13 protein-coding genes are annotated in these 16,270 nt (G+C 64.9%); 8 read left to right on the plus strand and 5 right to left on the minus strand.

The features are described from left to right. Positions 1-52: 52 nt before the first annotated feature. The 6 genes from rpsU to gatB all read left to right on the plus strand — a co-directional run bounded on the left by rpsU (position 53) and on the right by gatB (position 5,553). A complete protein-coding gene (gene rpsU, locus HGI46_RS16850; RefSeq protein ID WP_039331685.1) occupies positions 53-259 on the plus strand; it encodes a 30S ribosomal protein S21 in 207 nt (68 codons plus the stop codon). A 157-nt stretch (positions 260-416) separates the two neighbouring features. Further along, positions 417-986: an FKBP-type peptidyl-prolyl cis-trans isomerase gene (locus HGI46_RS16855; protein ID WP_118074654.1), complete on the plus strand. Its 570-nt coding sequence runs from the start codon at positions 417-419 to the stop codon at positions 984-986. Between the two features lie 101 nt (positions 987-1,087). Then, positions 1,088-1,390 (plus strand): Asp-tRNA(Asn)/Glu-tRNA(Gln) amidotransferase subunit GatC, encoded by a 303-nt coding sequence (gatC, locus tag HGI46_RS16860; RefSeq protein WP_118073124.1) that lies wholly within the window; start codon positions 1,088-1,090, stop codon positions 1,388-1,390. After that, a complete protein-coding gene (gene gatA / locus HGI46_RS16865) occupies positions 1,390-2,874 on the plus strand; it encodes an Asp-tRNA(Asn)/Glu-tRNA(Gln) amidotransferase subunit GatA (protein ID WP_168905174.1) in 1,485 nt (494 codons plus the stop codon). The genes gatC and gatA overlap by 1 nt, the downstream gene beginning before the upstream one ends. Next, positions 2,868-4,019: an acyltransferase gene (locus tag HGI46_RS16870; RefSeq protein ID WP_168905175.1), complete on the plus strand. Its 1,152-nt coding sequence runs from the start codon at positions 2,868-2,870 to the stop codon at positions 4,017-4,019. Before gatA ends, HGI46_RS16870 begins: the two co-directional genes overlap by 7 nt. Before the next feature lie 40 nt (positions 4,020-4,059). Next, positions 4,060-5,553 carry an Asp-tRNA(Asn)/Glu-tRNA(Gln) amidotransferase subunit GatB gene (gene gatB, locus HGI46_RS16875; RefSeq protein WP_168905176.1) on the plus strand — a complete coding sequence of 498 codons (1,494 nt, stop codon included), beginning with the start codon at positions 4,060-4,062 and terminating at the stop codon, positions 5,551-5,553. A gap of 54 nt (positions 5,554-5,607) precedes the next feature. Here the strand turns inward: gatB and HGI46_RS16880 are convergent, their stop codons facing one another. The 5 genes from HGI46_RS16880 to HGI46_RS16900 all read right to left on the minus strand — a co-directional run bounded on the left by HGI46_RS16880 (position 5,608) and on the right by HGI46_RS16900 (position 11,273). Next, the gene (locus HGI46_RS16880) at positions 5,608-6,339 is read right to left on the minus strand and encodes a hypothetical protein (RefSeq protein ID WP_168905177.1); all 732 of its coding nucleotides are present in this window, start codon (positions 6,337-6,339) and stop codon (positions 5,608-5,610) included. Between the two features lie 37 nt (positions 6,340-6,376). Next, on the minus strand, positions 6,377-7,078 hold the full coding sequence (locus HGI46_RS16885; RefSeq protein ID WP_168905178.1) for a hypothetical protein: 702 nt from the start codon (positions 7,076-7,078) through the stop codon (positions 6,377-6,379). Then, positions 7,075-7,800 (minus strand): hypothetical protein, encoded by a 726-nt coding sequence (locus HGI46_RS16890; protein ID WP_168905179.1) that lies wholly within the window; start codon positions 7,798-7,800, stop codon positions 7,075-7,077. The genes HGI46_RS16885 and HGI46_RS16890 overlap by 4 nt, the downstream gene beginning before the upstream one ends. A 162-nt stretch (positions 7,801-7,962) precedes the next feature. After that, entirely contained in the window at positions 7,963-8,259 is a 297-nt protein-coding gene (locus HGI46_RS16895; RefSeq protein WP_168905180.1) for a hypothetical protein, read from the minus strand. Between the two features lie 155 nt (positions 8,260-8,414). Then, positions 8,415-11,273 (minus strand): pitrilysin family protein, encoded by a 2,859-nt coding sequence (locus tag HGI46_RS16900; RefSeq protein ID WP_168905181.1) that lies wholly within the window; start codon positions 11,271-11,273, stop codon positions 8,415-8,417. Between the two features lie 209 nt (positions 11,274-11,482). Between HGI46_RS16900 and HGI46_RS16905 the strand changes: the two genes are divergently transcribed. Further along, a complete protein-coding gene (locus HGI46_RS16905; protein ID WP_168905182.1) occupies positions 11,483-13,102 on the plus strand; it encodes a M28 family metallopeptidase in 1,620 nt (539 codons plus the stop codon). A 265-nt stretch (positions 13,103-13,367) separates the two neighbouring features. Continuing rightward, positions 13,368-15,947: an ATP-dependent chaperone ClpB gene (gene clpB, locus HGI46_RS16910; RefSeq protein ID WP_168905183.1), complete on the plus strand. Its 2,580-nt coding sequence runs from the start codon at positions 13,368-13,370 to the stop codon at positions 15,945-15,947. Positions 15,948-16,270: the final 323 nt, after the last annotated feature.

A 16,270-nucleotide genomic window follows, 5' to 3' on the forward strand; every position in this document is an offset into this window, starting at 1 on the left:
GACTCCCGCCGGTTTCGCGGGCTCTCGCCGTCAGATTGAGGTGTAGCGGTTTATGCAGATTCTCGTTCGCGATAACAACGTCGACCAGGCTCTTCGTGCACTCAAGAAGAAGCTGCAGCGTGAAGGCGTGTATCGCGAAATGAAGCTGCGTCGCCACTTCGAGAAGCCCTCGGAAAAGCGCGCTCGCGAGAAGGCTGCTGCCGTCCGTCGCGCCCGCAAGCTTGAGCGCAAGCGCCAGGAGCGTGACGGCGTCAAGTAAGAAGGATCGGGGCGGAAACGCTCCATCTGGCTACTTGCCGTTCGCGCCCTGATGGGCCAAGAGGGCGCCGCACTCCGGCGCCCTTTTTCGTGTGCCGGATCAGGTCATTCGAATCATCCAGCGCGATTCGAAGCGAATCGCGCTTGAGGGGGAAAGCATGTCGGAAATCACCCGCGTTCCGCTCCAGCCCGTTGCCAAGGGCTCGGTCGGCAAGATCTGGCTCGGCGTCATCGCTGCGGTCGTGCTCGGCTCGGGCGTGGCCTATGCCACCCGCTACCAGGGCATCGAGATCGAGACGGTCAAGGCCGGCACCGGCGCTTCGCCGACCAAGGCTGACGTGGCGCTGATCAACTATGTCGGTCGCCTCGCCAGCGGCAAGGAGTTCGACCGTGGCCAGAATGCGGTCCTCCCGCTCGAAACCGTGATCCCTGGCTTCTCCGAAGGTCTTTCGAAGATGCAGAAGGGCGGCAAGTACGTCCTCGAGATCCCTTCGGAAAAGGCCTACGGCGCCGAAGAGAAGCGCAATCCGCAGACCGGCGAAGTGGTGATCCCCGCCAATTCCGACCTCGTCTTCGAAATCGAACTGCTCGATTTCCGCAGTGCTGCCGAAATCCAGCAGCAGCGCATGATGCTCGAACAGATGCAGCGCATGCAGGGTGGGGCCGGTGGTGCGCCCGGTGGCGCTCCGGGTGGCGTGCCGATGCCCGAAGGCGCTCCGCAACCCTGATCCTGGCCGGGCGCCCTTATGGGGCGGCCTCGGCTTGAAGCACGCCGTGCGCTCTGGTAGCGCGCGGCGTTCCTTTTTTCTTTCCGATAAGAGTATCCGCCATGTCCGTAGATACCGCCACGGTGGCGAAGATCGCCTCGCTGGCCCGCATCAAGGTCACCGAGGCCGAGCTTGACGCGATGGTCCCCGAACTCAACGGCATCCTCGCCTGGGTCGAACAACTCGGCGAAGTCGACGTCACCGGGATCGAGCCGATGACTGCCGTCATCCCGAACCACCAGCGCCTGCGCGATGACGTGGTCAATGCCGATCCGCTGACCGGCGGCGACATGCGCGATGCGGTGCTGGCCAACGCGCCAGCGCCCGAACATGGCTTCTTCGGCGTGCCCAAGGTGATCGAATAATGACGAATATTACTGATCTCGGCATTGCCGCCATCCGCGATGGCGTGGCCAAGGGCGCGTTTTCCGCCACCGAAGTCGCCACCGCGTTCAACGCGGCGGTCGAGGCCGCGCAGCCCGCGCTCAACGCCTTCATTGTCACCACGCCGGAAAAGGCGCTGGAAGCTGCCGCGAAGGTCGACGCGGACCGCGCCGCTGGCAAGCCGCTTGGACCAATGGCGGGCGTGCCGATTGGCATGAAGGACCTGTTTGCCACCAAGGGCACGCAGACCACCGCCGCATCGAAGATCCTCGAAGGCTTCAAGCCGCAGTACGAATCGACCGTTTCGCAGAAGCTGTGGGACGCGGGCGCCGGCATGCTCGGCAAGCTCAATCTCGATCAGTTCGCCATGGGCTCCTCGAACGAGACCAGCGCCTTCGGCAATGTGATCTCGCCGTGGCGTCGCCCGAACGACACCGCGCCGCTGGCCCCCGGCGGCTCTTCGGGTGGTTCGTCCGCGGCGGTTGCCGCGCGCATCGCGCCTGCTGCCACCGGCACTGACACTGGCGGCTCGATCCGCCAGCCCGCGGCCTTCACCGGCATTTCCGGCATCAAGCCGACTTACGGCCGATGCTCGCGCTGGGGCGTCGTGGCGTTTGCCTCGTCACTCGATCAGGCAGGCGCAATGGCCCATGACGTGACCGACTGCGCGATCATGCTGGAAGCCATGGCCGGGTTTGATCCGAAGGATTCGACCAGCCTCAACCTGCCGGTGCCGGAATGGACCGCAGGCCTCAACGCCGACATGCGCGGCAAGAAGGTCGGCATCCCGCGCGAATACCGCCTCGATGGCATGGACCCTGACGTCGCGAAGAGCTGGGACGATGGCATCGCCTGGCTGAAGGATGCCGGCGCCGAGATCGTCGAGATTTCGCTGCCCCACACCAAGTACGCGCTGCCGACGTACTACATCATCGCGCCGGCAGAAGCCTCGTCGAACCTCGCCCGCTACGATGGCGTGCGCTATGGCCTGCGCGATCTGCCCGATGGTGCCGGCCTGCAGGACATGTATGCCGCCACCCGCGCCGCCGGGTTCGGTCCGGAAGTGAAGCGCCGGATCATGATCGGCACCTATGTGCTCTCGGCGGGCTTCTACGATGCCTACTACACCCAGGCGCAGAAGGTCCGCACCCTGATCGCGCGCGATTTCACCAATGCGTTCATGGACGTCGACGTGATCCTCGTCCCCACCGCGCCGTCCTCGGCCTTTGCGCTGGGCGAAAAGAGCGCCGACCCGCTGGAAATGTACCTGAACGACGTGTTCTCGGTGCCTGCCAGCCTTGCTGGGCTCCCGGCCATGTCGGTCCCGGCCGGGCTTGACCGCAACGGGTTGCCGCTTGGCCTTCAGGTCATCGGCAAGGCGTTCGACGAGCAGGGCGTGCTCAATGCCAGCCTCGCCATCGAACAGCGCGCGCAGTTCTCCGCGCGCCCGGAGAAGTGGTGGTAAGACAGTCGACCGACGGGAGCGGCGCGGGCATGCCCTTGCGCTATCCCGTCCTCGATGCCTTGCGCGGTCTTGCGGCGCTGGGGGTGGTGTTCCACCATATCCCCGCAACAGCAGGCCTGTCCGCCGCCGGATTCGATGCGAACTTCGGCCGCATGGTCGATCTGTTCTTCGTCCTTTCCGGCTTCGTGATTGCCGCCTCCTATGGCGCGAAGCTGTCGGCAGGCTTCTCGTTCTCGCGCTTCATCTGGCTGCGCTGGGGCCGCGTCTGGCCGCTGCATGCCGCGATGCTCACCGTCTTCGCGCTGTCGATGCTGGCGCTGGGCGTGATGCGGCCAGAATTGCGCACCCACGGCCTGATGGCAGGGCAGGGCGATCCGGCGGACCTGCCGATTGCCTTCCTGCTGCTGCAGGGCGTGGTGCCGTCGCTCGGGATTACATGGAACCACCCGAGCTGGTCGGTCTCGGTCGAGATGCTGCTCTATCTGCTCGCCGCTGCGGGCTGGAAGCTCGCCGGGCAGCGCGTGTGGATGGCGTGGCTGGCGCTGGCCGTGGCGGTGCTGACCTTTGCCACGTTCGGCGGTCCGCTTGATGGCCTGGCGTCCAACATCGGGCGCGGAATTGCCGGGTTCGGCCTCGGTCTTGCGCTGCATCGCGCCTACGAGCAATCATCGCCACCGCAGTTGCCGATTGCTGTGGCGACCGTGCTTGAGCTGGCTGCCTTTGCCGCTCTTGGCGCGGTGCTGTGGGGCAGCGGCAATCTCATGGCCTTCGATCTTGCCGCCACCGCGCTCGTCGCGCTCTCGGCCCTGCAACGCGGGCTCGTCTCGCGCCTGCTGTGCGCCGCGCCGTTCCAGTGGCTCGGCACGATGTCCTACGCGCTGTACATGGTCCACGTCTTCGTGATCGGCCGCGTGTTCGATCTTCTGGCGGTGCTCCAGCCGCGCCTGGGGCTGATGATTGCCGATAGCACCATCGGCGGTGCCGACGCGCTGACCGGCCCCGATTGGCAGGCCGACGCGATGAAACTTCTCATCATGGCGCTGTGCCTGATCGTGGCGGTGCCGTTTGCCAGACTGATCGAACAACCGGCGCGGGCGTGGTCGCGCCGCCTGGCCGGACGACCGGAGCCGAGGCCAGCCAATTGACCCCTTTCCAACCCATCCCTCACACCTTATCGGGCAGAGCATGAGCGAATATCGTATCCAGGGCGCAACCGGCGAATGGGAGGTCGTGATCGGCCTCGAAGTCCACGCGCAGGTCACTTCGAATGCCAAGCTGTTTTCCGGCGCGGCCACCGCGTTCGGGGCTGAGCCGAACACGCAGGTCAGCCTGGTCGACGCGGCGATGCCCGGCATGCTGCCCGTGCCGAACATGGAGTGCATCCGCCAGGCGGTGCGCACCGGCATGGCGATCAATGCGCAGATCAACAAGTGGTCGCGGTTCGATCGCAAGAACTACTTCTATGCCGATTTGCCGCAGGGCTACCAGATCAGCCAGCTCTACCATCCGATCGTCGGCGAAGGTTCGATCGAAATCCAGCTTGACGACAAGAACCCGGAATCGACCAAGACCATCGGGATCGAGCGCATCCATGTGGAGCAGGACGCCGGCAAGCTGATGCACGATCAGCACCCGACGATGTCCTATGTCGATCTCAACCGCTCGGGCGTGGCGCTGATGGAAATCGTCAGCCGCCCGGACATGCGTTCACCGGCAGAGGCCGGGGCCTACCTGTCGAAGCTGCGCACGATCCTGCGCTATGTCGGCTCGTGCGACGGCAACATGGACCAGGGCTCGATGCGCGCCGACGTCAACGTCTCGGTCCGCCGCCCCGGTGAACCGTTCGGCACCCGCACCGAAACCAAGAACGTCAACTCGGTCCGCTTCGTCATGGCCGTGGTCGAGCAGGAGGCAAAGCGCCAGGTTGCCCTGATCGAGGATGGCGGTGCGGTGGTGCAGGAAACGCGCCTCTACGATCCCGACCGCAACGAGACCCGCTCGATGCGTTCGAAGGAAGACGCGCACGATTACCGCTACTTCCCCGACCCCGACCTGCTCCCGCTCGAACTCGATGATGCTTTCCTCGAGGACTGCCGCGCGTCGCTGCCCGAGCTGCCGGACGCCAAGCGCCATCGCTATGAGACCGCGCTCGGCCTGTCAGCCTATAACGCAGGCGTGTTGACGGCGGACGTGGAAACCGCGCGCTGGTTCGAGGCGCTGCTGGCCGAGACAGCCGCCAAGGCGAAGAAGCCCGAAGCGGAAGTGGCCAAGCAGGCCGCCAACTGGCTGATTTCCGAACTGTTCGGCGCGCTGAACAAGCTCGGCAAGGGGCTGGACAATTCGCCGGTCAGCCCGGCGGCAGGTGCCGAACTGCTGGCGCTGATCGCCGACGGCACGATTTCCGGTTCGATCGCCAAGCAGGTGCTCGAAAAGATGCTCGAGAGCGGTGACGGCGCCGCCGCCATCGTCGAGCGCGAGGGCCTGAAGCAGACCTCCGACACCGGCGCGATCGAAGCGGCGATTGACGGCATCCTCGCCGGCAATGCCGACAAGGTCGATCAGTACAAGGCAGGCAAGGAAGCCCTGTTCGGCTTCTTCGTCGGCCAGACGATGAAGGCGATGCAGGGCAAGGCCAACCCCGGCGTCGTGAACGAACTGCTGAAGAAGAAGCTGGCCTGATCCGAGTTGTGATGCGGCAGGGACCGACGTTGCGCCCGTCCCTGCCGCATAAGGTCAGGGCTTTATCGGCTTGCGCGGGGCCTTGGCTTCGTTGTTGGCGTATTCCTCGAAGTTCTTCTTGAACACGCCGACCAGCTCGTCGAGCGCCGCAAGCGCATCTTCGCCTTCCTTCGGCGGGAAGAGCTTGAGGCCATTGCCGCCCCAGGCCTTGTATTCGAAGTCGATCTTCTGGTCCTTGCCGAACTCGCGCACCATGAACAGCGTGCGCAGCGAGCGGCCATAGATCGCCGCCTTCTGGTAGAACACGTCAGCCACGATCAGTTCGGAGTAGCACGTCGCCTGCGAATCCGAGCGGCGCGTCTTGACCGAATTCATCGTCTTGCGCTCAAGCGGCTTGGCATGGGTGATGATCGTGGTGCCCGGCGTCATCTTGATCATGCTGCGCAGGTCAAGCGACAGGAGCGCGTCGAGCTGGCTGGGGCTGTCGAGCGCGCTGGCCAGCAGCGTGCGGTTCGTCGCGTCGCGGTTCGAATGGAGGGCGGCATCGAGCAGACCCCCGCCCAGCAAACCAGTCGTCATCGAGGTCATGCGCTCGGCAGGCCAGATGTGCAGCTCGCAGCCGTCAGCTGCAGCATCCTTGGGTGCATAGGTCATGGTTTCAGGGCCAGCGGGCGTTGCCGGAGCAGCCGCTGCTTCCGTCGCGGCGGTCGGCGCCTGCTCTTGCGCGAATGCCGCGCCAGCGCTTGCCAGCAAGAATGCGCTGGCAGAGATCAGATACGTCTTCATGCTTGGATCTTTCCCCGTCCGTTAGATTTCCCGTACTTCACTTCTTCTTTTTCGGAGGCGCATTGAGCGCCAAGCCGAAATCTTCGACGCTGCGTGCGAGCGCAGCGCCAATTTCCTTCATTGCCGGTGCGGGATCGGTTCCCTGGGCTGGCGGGAAGGCCAGCAGCTTGATTGCCATGATTTGCCCGAAGCTGCGCGATGGCGTTTCCGCGCCATCGAAGCGCTTGAAGCGGTAGATGACCTTCAGGTATTTTCCGCTGAACACGTCTTCCTGGAAGAACACGTCGTCTATCGCGAGCTCGGCCTGGCAGGCGGCAGGTGCCGCCCCACCGCTGGCGGCAAGCCACGATCCCGGCGTTCCGCGCAATGTGCGACTGTCGAGTGCTTCGGGATGTATCGTCAGCGAATAGCCGTTCAGGCCGAGCGCCTTGGCAATGTCGATGCCCGAGAGGATGTCTTTCTGCCGTTCGGTGTCCAGCGGACCCTCCGGCAACTTCTTGTAGCCATCGCGGCCGTTCACTGCCCCATCGACGATCCCGCCGTGAAGCCAGCCGTAATATGTCGAGCGCAGGTTGCTCCCGGGCCAGACGTGCAGCGCGCAGGCAGCTTCGGGCTGCGGCGCGGCAGCAGTGGCCGGGGTGGTCTCTGTTGCCTGAGCCGGGGCGTCCTGAGCCTGGGCAGAGTGCGATGCCGCCAGCAGGCAGGCAAGAACGGTCATCACGCGGGACTGTTTGGTCATTTGGCCTTTCCGCCTTTGTCTTGCGCCTTGTCGCGCGCACGCGCGAAGAGCCCGATCGTATCCAGAAAGGCTCGCTCGAGATCCTCGGCAAAGGCTTCGGGCGTGCGCTGTTCTTCCTTTGGCGAGGTCATGAGCGCAGCCTCGACCGGGATTGCCGCGCGCTGTTTCAGGTCGTGTGTCGACCCGAATTCTCGCAGGATCACCAATGATTTGAGGCTGTGGCCGTGGGCATAGACGCGGGTATAGGTAAGATTGGCCAGCAGCAACTCGGCATGGCAGGGGCTTGCCGCGCTGACCAGCGGAGCCGCGTTGCGAGCCATGGCCATTGTCGCGGTCTCATCATGAAGGACGATGCGGTAGCCGCCGAGATGCAGGGTTTCCGCCAATGGGGCCTGCAGCAGCAAAGCGCGTTGCCGCGACGGCTGCAGCATCTCGACCTGTTCAGCCTCTTTTTCTTCGTAAGAGAAATTGTCGACCACGCCCTTGGCGCGATTGGCCCGTTCAGGTGCGATCAGGCCGACCACGCCTCCGCCAATAGGATGGCCATGGCCATAAGTGAAATTATCGAGGGCGCGCGCACTCAACATAGCGAGTCCGGGGCTCGGCCAGACGTGAAGTTCGCAGCCCTCTGCCGGCTGCGCGGCTGAAGGGCTATCAACCAAGGCGGTGCTTGCAGCAAAGGCGAGGCAAGCTGAAACCAGCGCAGCTGCGCGCTTGTTCATGATCTTAACCGCCCCCAGATCCCCAATGGAGCGGACAGTACTGTTATGAAGATTACAGAACAAGGTCCAAAATGGCCCGTTCCGACTGCCATTTCAGATATTCTTGGGTCGTGTCAGTGAACCGGGCGCCTGTGCAGCTGTGCTGACCGGCGCCCAGCATTCTTACCCCCGCGTACCCTCCATCGGGAAAGTGCCGAACATGCCTGCCGTTACCTTGCCGGTCAGGGTGTCGCCTTCTATCGTGGCGGTGCAATCGAGCGTCATCGGCATCGGCACGGTCATCTTCATCTGCCAGGTCAGCGTGTTGCCATCGACCTTGCCGTTCTCGACGTCCATCGAGCCCATCTGGCCGCTGTTGGTGCCGGTGAAGCTGTCGCCATCGACGTTGACGGTGAAGGTGCTGGTCTGATCGCCCATCGGGGTGTGGGTCACGCAATTGTAGGTGCCGGCAACGGACATTGATGCTCTCCCATTATGGTGTGCTGGGCAAAGTCTATCTACAAACGTGTCAATAGCAAGGCAGGCCGCGTGACGAAGCGTTGCGCGCGGTTGGCAGCACGAAAAAGGGGGCGTGCTCGCCGCACGCCCCCCCAATTCGCTTGCCGTTGTGAAGCTTACTTCGGCGCGGCCATTTCCTCCACCGGCAGGCCGAACTTGTCGAGCTGCGGCTTCACCTTGGCGGCATCGCCGACAACCACCCAGACCATGCCGTCCGAGTTGATCTTCGAACGGAACGCCTTGTCCACTTCGGCGGCGGTCATCTTGCCGTAGCGGGCGGACAGCGTCTCGTAGAAGTCGTCCGGGCGCTGGTAGTTGACGATCTTGGCAAGGCCGTCGAGCACAGCGGCGCTGGTCTCGAACATGCCCGGCAGTTCGCGGGCGCTGCCCTTGGTCGACCAGTCCAGCTCCTCGGCGGTCACGCCCTTGGTGCTGCCGTACTCGTCGATCTCGCGCTTGATCTCGACCAGTGAATCCCCGGTGCGGTCGGTCTGCACCGGTGCGATCACCTGGAAACGGACCTTGTCGAGCGGTTCGCTGACGCCGTTGTAGGCGCCATAGGTCCAGCCCTTGGCCTCGCGCAGGTTCATGTTGATGCGGCCGAGGAAGTTGCCGCCGAGGATATCGTTGGCGGTGTTCAGCGCGACGGTGTCGTCAGTGCCCTTGGCGTCGATCACCTTGCCGGCCATGATGAACGACTGCGGCGAGCCCGGGCGGTCGACGAGGATGACGCGGCTCTTTTGTGCCGGAACTGCCGCCGAGAAGTCCTTCACCGGCCGCGCCATGCGGTTCGAGGGCCAATTGCCGAAGCTGTCGTCGAGCATCTTGACCACGGCGTCGAGCGTGGTGTCGCCCACCACGAAGATGCGCGCGGTGTCCGGGCGGAACCAGCGGGCGTGGAAGGCCAGCAGATCCTCGCGCGTCAGCTTCTTCACGACTTCGGCATCGCCGAGGCCGCTGGAGGGGAAGGCGTAGGGGTGGCTGCCGTAGAGCGTGGGCACGAGCACGCGGGTGGCGAGGGCCTGCGGGCTTTTCATCTCGGCCGAGATTGCGGTGAGCTGCTGCGTGCGCACGCGCTCGAGGTCTGCCGGGGCGAGCGCGGGACGGCGCACCACGTCTGCGAGCAGGCCGAGCGAGGCGCCGAGGTTGGGCGACAATGCATCGACCTGGAACGAGGTCAGGTCGCTCGTTGCCGACAGCGAGATGTTGGCGCCGAGGCGTTCACGCTCCCGCGCGAATTCCGAGCCCGAAAGCTTCTGCGTGCCTTCGTCCATCAGGCTGAGCAGTAGCGATTCGGTGCCGAGCGCCGACTTGGGATCGGCGGCATAGCCGGCATCGAAGCTGACGCGGACCGATACGGTCGGCACTTCGGAACGCTTGGCGAAATAGACGGGAATGCCGTTCTTGAGCGTCGCGCGCTGGATCGCCGGGAAGTCGAGCGGGGCAAGCTGGCCAACGGCGGGCAGCTTCGAACGGTCGGCTCCGGCGACAGCAGGGGCGGGCACGCCCTTGGCCGGCATGTCGGGATCGCGGAAGTAGGCAGGGTGGGCACCGGTTGCGGTCTGGGTGTAGAACCCGCCGCGCGCCTCGCCACCCTCGGTCCGCTCACCCGGCTCGACAGTCAGCGCGAAGGCCGGGCGGGTGAGCCACTTGGCCGCTGCTGCCTTGACCTCGGCGGGCGTCATCTTGGCGGTGCGCTCAAGCTCCTGCCGATAATGTTCGGGCGTGCCGTTGTAGAGCAGGCCCTCGGCCAGCGTCGGAGCCTTGCCGTTGAAACCGCCGGTGCGCTCCAGCCCGCGGATCTCGCTGGCGGTGGCGGAGGTTGCCGCGCGCAGCAGCTCGTCCTGCGTCGGGCCTTCCTTGATGAACTTCGCAATCTCGGCGTCGAGTGCGGCGGCGACCTTGGCCGGATCCTGGCCCGGCGTGACATCGGCCTTGATCACGAACTGCGCAGCCTGCGCGAAGACTTCGGCATCGGCCGAAACCGCGACCGCAACTTTCTGTTCGCGCACCAGCGCATCGTCGAGACGCGACGAGGCGAGGCCGCCCAGCACCGAGGCGGCAAGGTCAAGCGGCAGATAGTCCGGGTTATCGAGACCGGGCACGGCCCACATGCGGTAGATGCGCGTGGTCGCGACCTGATCCTTGATCGTCTTGGAGACGGTGGAAGGCAGCGTTGGCACCGGGGCGCTGACCGGCTTGACCTTGGGACCCGGCTTGATGTCGCCGAACCACTTGGCAACCTTTGCCTTGGCGGTCGCCGCGTCAATATCGCCCGACAGGACGAGGATTGCATTGTTCGGGCCGTAGTGGTCGGTGAACCAGCCCTTCACATCGGCGAGGCTGGCGGAATCGAGGTCGGCCATCGAGCCGATGGTCGAGTGGTGGTAGGGGTGGCCCGAGGGGTAGAGGTTCTCGAGCTGTTCGTACTCGACGATGCCGTAAGGGTTGTTGTCGCCCTGGCGCTTCTCGTTCTGGACGACGGCGCGCTGGTTATCGAGCACCTTCTGGGTCACCGCGCCGAGCAGATGGCCCATGCGGTCGGATTCCATCATCAGCACCATATCGAGCGCGGCAGTGGGCACGGTCTCGAAGTAGTTGGTGCGATCGAACCAGGTGGTGCCGTTGACGTCGGTCGCGCCGACCTGCTGCAACGGGGTGAAGAAATCGCCCGGCACATTCTCGGTGCCGTTGAACATCAGGTGTTCGAAAAGGTGGGCAAAGCCGGTCTTGCCCTTGGGCTCGTTCTTCGAGCCGACGCCGTACCATACCGACACTGCCACGACCGGGGCCTTGCGGTCGGTGTTGACCAGTACAGTCAGGCCATTGTCGAGCTTGAAGCTTTCGTAGGGAATCTGGACCTTGGCGACGAGGTCAGGCAGCGGAGCGGGCTTTGCTTCCTGGGCAAAGGCAGGGGATGCAAGTGCAGTCGATGCGGCAAGGGCAAGCAGGCTGGCGGAAAGTTTGTGCTGCATGAGTGTCCCATGGAGTGGCAGCGAACAGGGGCGCTGCGGGGGTTGTGCAAGGTCGAAGAGCAGGTCCCGCCTGAACAGCGGCTTAGCCACAGCTCCCAGATTTGGTTTGATTGGAAACTTTCTAGTGCCCATGCTCGCGCGCGCAAGTGGGGCGTGCCCAATGGGCAGGTGCCACGCGATCCGTTTCGACAAACGACAAAGAGAGACCGATGAACGTCAAGCTGCTTGTTTCTGCCCTGTTGCTGTCTGGCGCAGCGGTTCCCGCCCTGGCCGAGGAGCCGGTGTTCGATGCGCAGGCCGTGCGCGCGCACGTGACCTTCCTGGCCGACGATCTGCTGGAAGGCCGCGACACCGGCAGCCGCGGCTACGACATCGCCGCCAGTTACGTTGCCTCGCAGTTCATCGCGTTGGGCCTCAAGCCCGCCGCTGCGGACGGCTCGTTCTTCCAGAAGCTGACGGTGCGCGAGGCGCGGCTCGATGGGGCGCCGAAGCTGGCGCTGACCTATGGCGGTAAGGAAACGGTGTTATCCGACACCGCGCAAGTGCTAGTGCGGCCGAGCCTGACCGACGCCAAGGTAGCGATCGAAGCGCCGCTGGTGTTTGCAGGCTTCGGCTTCGACCGCCCGGACCTCGGCTTCAATGACTACAGGGGGCTCGACGTGAAGGGCAAGATCGTCGTCGTCCTGACCGGCGCGCCCAAGGGCACGCCGAGCGAGCTTGGCGCGCACCTCAACTCCGACAAGGCAATGATGGCGATGAAGCGCGGCGCGATCGGCGTGATCAGCATTCCGACCGACGAGGACACCAGGCGCCGCCCCTGGGACAAGCGCGTGGCGATCTCGGACGGTCCGGCCAAGGGCTGGGTCGGGACCGATGGCAAGGCGTTCAGCCGCACGCCTGGAATCATGGGCGGCGCCACGCTCAACCCTGATGTTGCCGCGCCGCTGTTTGCCGCATCGGGCAAGTCGCTCACCAAGATTCGCGCCGAGGCCGACAGGACCGGCGGCAAGCCCAAGGGCTTTGCGATGAAGGCCAAGGCCAGCCTGTCCTACGCGCAGACCTGGAAGGACGTGCAGAGCGAGAACGTCGTTGCCGTGCTGCCGGGTTCCGACCCGGCGGTTGCCGGCGAATTCATCGGCATGACCGCGCACCTCGACCACATCGGCATCCACGGCAAGGGACAGGACACGCTGCACAACGGCGCGATGGACAATGCCTCGGGCGTGGCGACGATGCTGGAAGTGGCCAAGGCCGTGGCGAAGGAAAAGCCCCGCCGTTCGGTGATGTTTGCGGCGCTGACCGGCGAGGAAGGCGGGCTGATCGGCTCGGACTACCTCGCGCGCAATCCGGTGGTTGGGGGTGAAGTGGTCGGCCTCGTCAACTTCGACATGCCGGTGCTGACTTACATGTTCTCGGACGTCGTCGCGTTCGGGGCGGAGAATTCGACGATGGGCAAGGTCGTGGCCGAGGCCGCGAAGAAGGCGGGCATCAAGCTTTCGCCCGATCCGATGCCGGAGGAGGGCCTGTTCACCCGGTCGGACCATTATCGCTTCGTCCAGCAGGGCGTGCCGGCGGTTTTCATGATGACCGGCTTCGAAGGGCCGGGCGAAAAGGCGTTCCGCGGGTTCCTGAAAGACCACTACCACCAGCCCAGCGATGACCTGAAGCTGCCGTTCAATTGGGACGCGGGCGCGCTGTTTGCAAAGGTCAACTACTACACCGTGATGGGCCTCGCGAACGGGGCCGAGCGGCCCAAGTGGTACGCTGGCAGCTTCTTCGGCAAGGAGTTTGCACCCAAGGCGGCGAAAGCGGCTGATCCTGTGAAGTGAGGTTGCGCGGGGTGCCCACCCCGCTGCGACTAAGCCTTTCTGCGAAAGGCCAAGTCTCGCGGCCCTCCCGCCTGCGGGAGGGCTGGAACAGGTCGTCCAACTCCCCTCCCGCAGGCGGGAGGGGCTGGGGGTGGGCATCGGCACCACACTTTGCTCCCGATCAAGGAACCACCCCGGTCGAGTGGTGTAGCTTTTTCGTCGGCGCAGCACTTGTGTTGCGAAAAAGCCACACCATGTCTTGCGCAACAGGAGGACACTCGACCTTATGAACCTCGAGAAATTCACCGACCGCGCCAAGGGCTTCCTGCAAGCCGCGCAGACCGTTGCGATCCGCATGAATCATCAGCGGATCACGCCGGACCATATCCTCAAGGCCCTGCTGGAAGACAGCGAGGGCATGGCCAGCGGGCTGATCCAGCGCGCGGGCGGCAATGCTGCCCTGGCGCAGACCGAAGTCGACAAGGCGCTGGCGAAGATTGCCGCCGTCTCCGGCTCGGGCGCGCAGCAGACGCCGGGCCTCGACAACGATGCCGTGCGCGTGCTCGATTCCGCCGAGCAGATCGCGGCCAAGTCGAACGACAGCTTCGTGACTGTCGAGCGTATGCTCGTCGCGCTGACGCTCGCCACCACGACTTCGGCGGGGCAGGCGCTGAAGGCTGCGAACGTCACGCCGCAGGCGCTCGAGGCGGCGATCACGCAGCTGCGCGGCGGGCGCACGGCGGACAGCGCCAGCGCCGAAAACGCCTATGACGCGATGAAGAAATACGCCCGCGACCTGACCGAGGCCGCGCGCGAGGGCAAGCTCGATCCGGTGATCGGCCGCGACGAGGAAATCCGCCGCACCGTGCAGATCCTCGCCCGCCGCACCAAGAACAACCCGGCGCTGATCGGCGAACCGGGCGTGGGCAAGACCGCGATTGCCGAAGGCCTCGCGCTGCGCATCGCCAATGGCGACGTGCCGGATTCGCTGCGTGACCGCACGCTGATGGCGCTCGACATGGGCAGCCTGATTGCGGGCGCGAAGTATCGCGGCGAGTTCGAGGAGCGGCTCAAGGCGGTGCTTGACGAGGTCAAGGGCGCGGAAGGCCAGATCATCCTGTTCATCGACGAGATGCACACCCTGATCGGGGCGGGCAAGAGCGAGGGCGCGATGGATGCGGGCAACCTGCTCAAGCCCGCGCTCGCCCGCGGGGAGCTGCACTGCATAGGCGCGACGACGCTGGACGAATACCAGAAGTATGTCGAGAAGGACCCCGCGTTGCAGCGGCGGTTCCAGCCGGTGTTCGTGGGCGAGCCGACGGTGGAGGACACGATCAGTATCCTGCGCGGCATCAAGGACAAGTACGAACTGCACCATGGCGTGCGCATTGCCGACAATGCGATCGTGGCGGCGGCGACCCTGTCCAACCGCTACATCTCCGACCGCTTTTTGCCTGACAAGGCCATCGACCTGATGGACGAGGCGGCGAGCCGCATCCGCATGGAAGTGGAAAGCAAGCCCGAGGAGATCGAAAAGCTCGACCGCCGCATCATCCAGATGAAGATCGAGGAAATGGCGCTGGCCAAGGAGACCGATACCGCGTCGAAGGACCGGCTGGCGACCTTGCGCGAGGAGCTGGCGAACTTCGAACAGCAATCGGCCGAGCTGACCACGCGCTGGCAGAACGAGCGCGACAAGATCGCCGCCGAGGGCAAGGTGAAAGAGGCCCTCGACGCCGCGCGCAGCGAGCTGGACGTGGCGCAGCGCAATGGCGACCTGGCGAAGGCCGGGGAGCTTGCCTATGGCCGCATTCCCGAGCTTGAGCGACAATTGGCCGAAGCGCAGGGCGTCAGCGCCAATGCCATGCTGCGCGAGGAGGTGACCGCCGAGGACATCGCCGCCGTCGTCAGCAAGTGGACCGGCGTGCCGGTTGACCGCATGATGGAAGGCGAGCGCGAGAAGCTGCTCAAGATGGAAGAAGTGCTCGGCCAGCGGGTGATCGGGCAGAAGGACGCGGTGCTGGCCGTGTCCAAGGCGGTGCGCCGTGCGCGGGCCGGCCTGCAGGACCCGAACCGTCCGCTGGGCAGCTTCCTGTTCCTCGGCCCCACGGGCGTCGGCAAGACCGAGCTGACCAAGGCGCTGGCCGGCTTCCTGTTCGACGATGACAACGCGATGGTCCGCATCGACATGTCGGAGTTCATGGAGAAGCATTCGGTCAGCCGCCTGATCGGCGCGCCTCCGGGCTATGTCGGTTATGACGAGGGCGGGGTGCTGACCGAGGCGGTGCGGCGCAGGCCCTATCAGGTCGTGCTGTTCGACGAGGTCGAGAAGGCGCACTCGGACGTGTTCAACGTGCTGCTGCAGGTGCTTGACGATGGCCGCCTGACTGACGGGCAGGGCCGCGTGGTGGACTTTACCAACACGCTGATCATCCTGACCAGCAATCTCGGCAGCCAGTACCTCGCCAATCTGGAAGAGGGGCAGGATGTGCAGACCGTCGAGCCGCAGGTGATGGACGTGGTGCGCGGACATTTCCGGCCCGAGTTCCTCAACCGCCTGGACGAGATCATCCTGTTCCACCGTCTGGGCCAGGAGCACATGGCACCGATCGTCGAGATCCAGGTGGCGCGGGTGGCCAGGCTGCTCAAGGATCGCAAGATCGTGCTGGACCTGACCGATGCGGCCAAGCGCTGGCTGGGCCGGGTCGGCTACGATCCGGTCTATGGCGCGCGTCCGCTGAAGCGGGCGGTGCAGCGCTATCTGCAGGACCCGCTGGCCGAGAAGCTGCTGGGCGGCGAAGTGCCGGACGGTTCGACCGTGCGCATCGACGAGGGCGATGGGGCTTTGAGTTTCGTCGTCGAGTGATCGAGGAAGGGGCTGCTGCGGTGGCCCCTTTTTCTTTCTGTTTCACGCAGAGACGCGGAGAAGAAAGGGGAGACGCGGAGGAGAGAAGAGAGTTTGAGGCGGCTGCGCCGCAGGCGCCTTCCCAAGGACTCTGCGTCTCCCTTTCTTCCTCTGCGCCTCTGCGTGAACCATTCCACGCTTTGATACAGAAGATCATCCGCTGGCGAGTGCGGACGGTAACGCCGAGGGGAAGCTGACAGATCGCGCGACCGGTGCGGTGCCGTTGCGGCACGCGCGGGATGGGGCGCGGGACCGCTTGCGAGTGGCCGGGGGGCGGTTCCGAA

This window comes from Novosphingobium sp. ERW19, assembly GCF_012641315.1.
In the GTDB taxonomy this organism is placed as follows: Bacteria; Pseudomonadota; Alphaproteobacteria; order Sphingomonadales; family Sphingomonadaceae; genus Novosphingobium.